A 5,228-nucleotide genomic window follows, 5' to 3' on the forward strand; every position below is an offset into this window, starting at 1 on the left:
GAGGCATTGGTGGTGAAAAAAGCCATCGTCAAACTAACCGCCAAGAAGTAAGTCGGTTGTCATGGCGCCTTGCGCGTCGATAATTTTTTTTTAATGTTAGAGGGTTTTTGCCCGCGTTAGGAAGGCCGCTGTCATGCGCTTCACCGCCTCGTTAAAAAATGGTGAAAAAAGTTTTTCGGTGATGAAGGATGAAAAACTCAAACTGACCGAAAAATCGATTTCGCATTCCTGGTCGTTTATTTTTCTGAAATGCCAATGGCTATCCATCGTTGATAACGGCCCACGGCTGGTGCCACGGGTGGTGATTTTCTTATCGGCATCGTTATAGGTAACCTCCGACCGGAATTCTTCGCGCAGGGATTTAACCCCAACCACCAAATCGGCGACAAAAAAACCATCGCGCTGTTCAACAATTCGTGCCGACAGGCACCAGGGCAAAAAATCGGGGTAATGGGCAACGTCCTTCACAATCGCGTAAAGATGTTGGTCGCTGAAGGGCACGATTTTTTTTTCTTGGTGGTAAAATTTTTTGGCCATGTTGTAACTCCTATCTTAGGGCATAACGGCGGTGTCGCGCGCGTCATTTTTGGTCTTTTTGCTTTTTGGTTTCTTTTTTTCCTTCGGCGCGGCTTTCGGCGCGCTGGGTGGGAACAATACCAAGGCCAGGTCAAGGGTGAAATTTTTTGCATCGGTGCCCGGTGCCAATTTGGCGAATTTCTTTTGTTTTTTGCCGCCCTTTACGGGTTTTAACCATTCCAAATAATAACCCCAGCGACTGCGTTTAATAACCACGTCGCCACCGTCAGGGTGGGTGCCGACCACGCGCGCTTCGTTTTTTTTCTTCGGCGCGGTGGCAATGATATCTATCGCGCGGTTGATGCCGATATCCAGCACATTGTCATCGCCCTTCAACGAATAATAATTCAACCCCATTTTCAGGTATGGGCCAAACGGGCCAATCGCACCAATAATATCCTCGCCGCTGTTCGGGTCCCTCCCAATCGTGCGTGGCAGGGACAATAATTTTATAGCGATCGGCAGGGTGATATCCGCCGGCTTGTATGTCTTGGGGATAGAGGCGCGTTTTGGTTTTTCTTTCTTTGGCTTCTTGGCTTTTTTCTTTTTTGGTTTTTTCTTGCCGCTGGCATCATCATCACTGGCGGGCTGGGCGTCTTCCTCGGTGGCGTCGTCCATCGCGGCGGCATCGGGTTTATGCGCCAGTGCCTGCTCGACATAAAATCCATAGGGGCCTTTTTTCACATTGATGTCGCGGCCCGAATCATCCTTGCCCAAAAATTTTGGCAGGGGCACACCATCGATGAGCTCGTCGCTTTGTTCCTCCAATGCCAATTTTTCAAAATTGGCGCGATAGTCGCAATTGGGATAATTCGAACAAGAAAGATAAGGCCCGTATCTGCCAATCTGCAGGGTCAATTTGCCGTCGCTACATTTCTGGCATTTTTGTTTGTTGGCGCGCTCCTCGCCCATGCCAAAAATATAATCGGTCAGCACCGATTGCATCTCGGCCTGGATATTCTCATGGAGCAGGTTTTCGCTGTCCTTTAATCGCTGGGCAAAGGCCTCCCAAAATTTGCGCAACAATTCGTGCCAGTCGTATTTGCCATTGGCGACCTCGTCCAAATCGTCCTCCATCTGCGCCGTAAAATTATAATTAAAATAATCGTTGTAATAACGGGTTAAAAACGCCGACAAGACAATGCCGCGATTTTCGCAAAAGAATCTTTTTTTCTCCAACCGCACATATTCGCGGGTTTGCAAAATATTGATGATGTTGGCGTAGGTCGAGGGTCGGCCGATGCCGATTTCTTCCATTTTTTTTATCAGGCTGGCTTCGCTATACCTGGGCGGTGGGTCGGTGAAATGTTTTTCGGCCGAGACATCCTTGGCAATCGCCGCGCTGTTCGATGCCAGCGGCGGGATGGTGCGGTTTTCTTCAGCGGCCTCGTCGTCTTTACCCTCCTGGTATAATTTTAAAAAACCATCGAACAAAATGGTTTGGCCGGTCGCGGTCAGGGTCAGTTCCTTACCGTTCACGTCGAAGCTGGCGGTGGTTTGAATAAACACCGCCGATTCCATTTGCGACGCCACGGTGCGTTGCCAAATCAATTTGTAAAGAGCGAGTTGGTCCGACCGCAAATAACCGGCGACCGAATCGGGCGTGCGGGCGACATTGGTTGGTCTTATGGCCTCGTGCGCCTCCTGGGCGTTTTTGCTTTTTGTTTTATATTGCCGTGGGCTGGCCGGCAGGTGGCTTGGGCTGTAATGTTTGGCGATATATCGCCGTGCCGCGGCAATCGCCTCGCCGCTTAATAGCGTGCTGTCGGTGCGCATGTAACTTATAAGCCCGCCGACACCACCGCCTAAACCACCGCCCTCGTAAAGTTGTTGCGCAATTTGCATGGTGCGGGATGATGTGAACCCCAGTTTACGGCTGGCCTCCTGTTGCAGGGTTGAGGTGGTGAAGGGCGCGGCCGGGTGGCGTCTTACCTCGCGGCTTTCAAGCGAGCGCAAAATAATATTGCCCTGTTGAATCCGTTTTTTATAATCATCGGCCATGGTCTTGCTGGTGATGGCCAGGCGGTCGAGCCGCTTGCCACCTTCATGCGTTAGGGCGGCGGTTAGGGGAATGTTGGGGGCGGTGGCATTTTTACCCGTGGCAAGCAGGGCGGCGGTCAGCGACCAATATTCGACTGCTTGGAAATTTCTAATCTCCATTTCGCGTTCGACAATCAAACGCAATGCGGTTGATTGCACGCGGCCGGCCGAGCGACTGCCCGGTAATTTGCGCCACAAAATCGGCGACAGGCTGTAGCCGACAAGGTAATCGAGCGCGCGCCGCGCCAGGTAGGCGGCAATAAGGTCATGGTCGAGGCCGCGTGGGTGTTGCATTGCTTCCTTAATCGCGCCCTCGGTAATTTCATGGAACACGATGCGTTGCGGTGCGGCGCGTGGCATTTTTTTGCGGCGGGTTAATTCCTCGGCCAGGTGCCAGGAAATCGCCTCGCCCTCCCTATCCGGGTCGGTTGCCAAATAAACCTGGGTATCGGGGGTGATGGCATCGGCAATCGCGGCCAGTTGTTTTTCGCCGCGCGGGTTGACCAGCCAGGTCATCGAAAAATTATTATCGGGGTTGACCGAACCGCTTTTTGCCGACAGGTCGCGCACATGCCCCATGCTGGCGATGACGCGAAAATTACTCCCCAAATATTTGTTGATGGTTTTTGCCTTGGACGGCGATTCGACAATGACCAAATTGTTGCTGGGCATGAATGGTATGATAAATGATTGACGATATTTTTTTTTTAAGGGCGTTGCGTTGGTAATGTTTTAAGCCAATTCATATCTATTTACAATGATAGATAGTTTCAAGTTGCTGTTCGGTTATAAGCCTTGCCGATTTTTATTGCGGGCAACAATTTTTTTTGTTAGGGGTGAAATAGCCGTTATTTAGAGCGGTCATTCATAAAAAAGAAAAAAATAACAACATGAAAAAATATCGGGTCGCGGTGGTGGGTGCCACCGGCAATGTTGGCCAAGAAATGCTGAGCATTTTGCACGAGCGGCAATTTCCTTTTTCAGAAATTATTGCCATTGCCTCCAGCCGGTCGGCGGGTAGCGAGGTCGCGGTCGAGGATTATAACGCCAGTTACCAGGTGCATGATTTGGAAAAATTTGATTTTGCCGGCGTCGATTTGGTTTTTTCATCGCCCGGCGCAAGTGTGTCGAAAGTTTTTGCGCCGCGCGCCGCGTCGGCCGGTGCGGTGGTTATCGACAACACGTCGCATTTTCGCATGGTCGAGGATGTGCCGTTGGTCGTGCCCGAGGTCAATGGCGCGGTGTTAAAAAATTTCTACCAAACCAACAAAAAACGAATTATCGCCAACCCCAATTGTTCGACCATTCAATTGGTGGTGGCGTTGAAACCGATTCATGATTTGCTGGGCATCAAACGGGTGGTGGTGGCGACCTATCAATCGGTGTCGGGCACGGGGAAGGAAGCGATGGACGAATTGTTTAATCAAACCCGCGATGTATTTAACCAGGCGACCATCGACCCCAATGTTTACCCAAAACAAATTGCCTTTAATTGCATTCCGCAGATTGATGTTTTTATGGACGATGGCTTTACCAAGGAAGAATGGAAAATGACGGTCGAAACAAAAAAAATCATGGGGGATAAGACGATTGATTTGGTTGCGACCTGCGTGCGGGTGCCGGTGTTTGTTGCCCATGCTGAGGCGGTGTTTGTTGAATGCCACAAACCGGTTGATTTGGAAAAATTGCGCACCGCGTTGGCGGCCGCGCCGGGGGTTGCGTTGTATGACAAGCACGAACCAGCGGGTTATGTAACCCAGTTGGATGCCGCGGGCGAGGATGCAAGTTTTATCAGCCGTTTGCGTGTTGACCCGACGGTCGAACATGGCGTGGCCTTTTGGTGCGTCAGCGATAATTTGCGCAAGGGGGCGGCGTTGAACGCCATTCAAATCGGCGAGGCATTGATTAAAAATAACTTTGGCGGCTTACCACAATAACATTGCAACAATAAACAAAAACAAAAATAAAAAAGGAGGCCTCATGCCAAAAAAAACTATTATCGGAAAAAAGAACCTGTGGGTGATATTGCCCATTGTGGTTGCGGTGGTCGCGCTCGACCAATTGACCAAACATTGGGTGATTGGTTTTTTGCAAAGCGAAGGTGCGCAACAACAATTCACCAGTTTTTTTAACCTGGTGCTTGTCAAAAACCAAGGGATGGGTTTTGGTTTTTTGCAAGATTATAATTTGCCGCCGCTGGTGATTGTTTTTTTGACGGCGATTGTTGCCGTCGCCGCCTTGGCGGTGTTTTGGCAGGCCGATGGCAAAAGAATCAAAATCGCCCTCAGCCTGGCCCTGGCGGGCGGGGTGAGCAACGGCCTCGACCGTTTGTGGCAAGGCGGCGTGATAGATTTTTTAGACTTCCATATCGGCGACTATCACTGGCCGAGTTTTAACCTGGCCGACATGGCCATTTCGGTGGCGATTTTTTTATTGTTCCTAGAAATCGCCACCAGCGACACGCGCCGCCCGCGCCGCCGGCGGTAGGGCGGGGTATGAAGAAATTCCGGGTGGTTAGCTTAAGCGCGGGGGAAGTGCCACCTTCCGCCCTTATATAATTTTATTGAGATAAAAGCGTGGGCGGGGTATGAAGAAATTCCGGGTGGTTAGCT

At 50.7% G+C, this 5,228-nt stretch carries 4 protein-coding genes; 2 read left to right on the forward strand and 2 right to left on the reverse strand.

What is annotated here, in order from left to right; genetic code table 11:
• Nucleotides 1-96: 96 nt before the first annotated feature.
• Both QM529_07380 and topA read right to left on the reverse strand, forming a co-directional pair.
• Nucleotides 97-537 carry a type II toxin-antitoxin system RatA family toxin gene (locus QM529_07380; GenBank protein ID MDI9314476.1) on the reverse strand — a complete coding sequence of 147 codons (441 nt, stop codon included), beginning with the start codon at nt 535-537 and terminating at the stop codon, nt 97-99.
• Between the two features lie 15 nt (nt 538-552).
• Nucleotides 553-3,288 carry a type I DNA topoisomerase gene (topA, locus tag QM529_07385; GenBank protein ID MDI9314477.1) on the reverse strand — a complete coding sequence of 912 codons (2,736 nt, stop codon included), beginning with the start codon at nt 3,286-3,288 and terminating at the stop codon, nt 553-555.
• 218 nt (nt 3,289-3,506) lie between these two features.
• On the opposite strand from topA, the gene QM529_07390 reads away from it, so the two are divergent.
• Nucleotides 3,507-4,553 (forward strand): aspartate-semialdehyde dehydrogenase, encoded by a 1,047-nt coding sequence (locus QM529_07390; protein MDI9314478.1) that lies wholly within the window; start codon nt 3,507-3,509, stop codon nt 4,551-4,553.
• Nucleotides 4,554-4,596: 43 nt separating this feature from the next.
• A complete protein-coding gene (gene lspA, locus QM529_07395) occupies nt 4,597-5,103 on the forward strand; it encodes a signal peptidase II (GenBank protein MDI9314479.1) in 507 nt (168 codons plus the stop codon).
• Nucleotides 5,104-5,228 lie beyond the last annotated feature (125 nt).

It is taken from the genome of Hydrotalea sp. (assembly GCA_030054115.1).
Lineage (GTDB): Bacteria > Pseudomonadota > Alphaproteobacteria > JASGCL01 > JASGCL01 > JASGCL01.

Excerpts from the sequence above, each read along its gene's own strand:
- QM529_07380 (MDI9314476.1), bottom strand. The coding sequence starts at position 537 with ATGGCCAAAAAATTTTACCACCAAGAAAAAAAAATCGTGCCCTTCAGC.
- topA (MDI9314477.1), bottom strand. The coding sequence starts at position 3,288 with ATGCCCAGCAACAATTTGGTCATTGTCGAATCGCCGTCCAAGGCAAAA.
- QM529_07390 (MDI9314478.1), top strand. The coding sequence starts at position 3,507 with ATGAAAAAATATCGGGTCGCGGTGGTGGGTGCCACCGGCAATGTTGGC.
- lspA (MDI9314479.1), top strand. The coding sequence starts at position 4,597 with ATGCCAAAAAAAACTATTATCGGAAAAAAGAACCTGTGGGTGATATTG.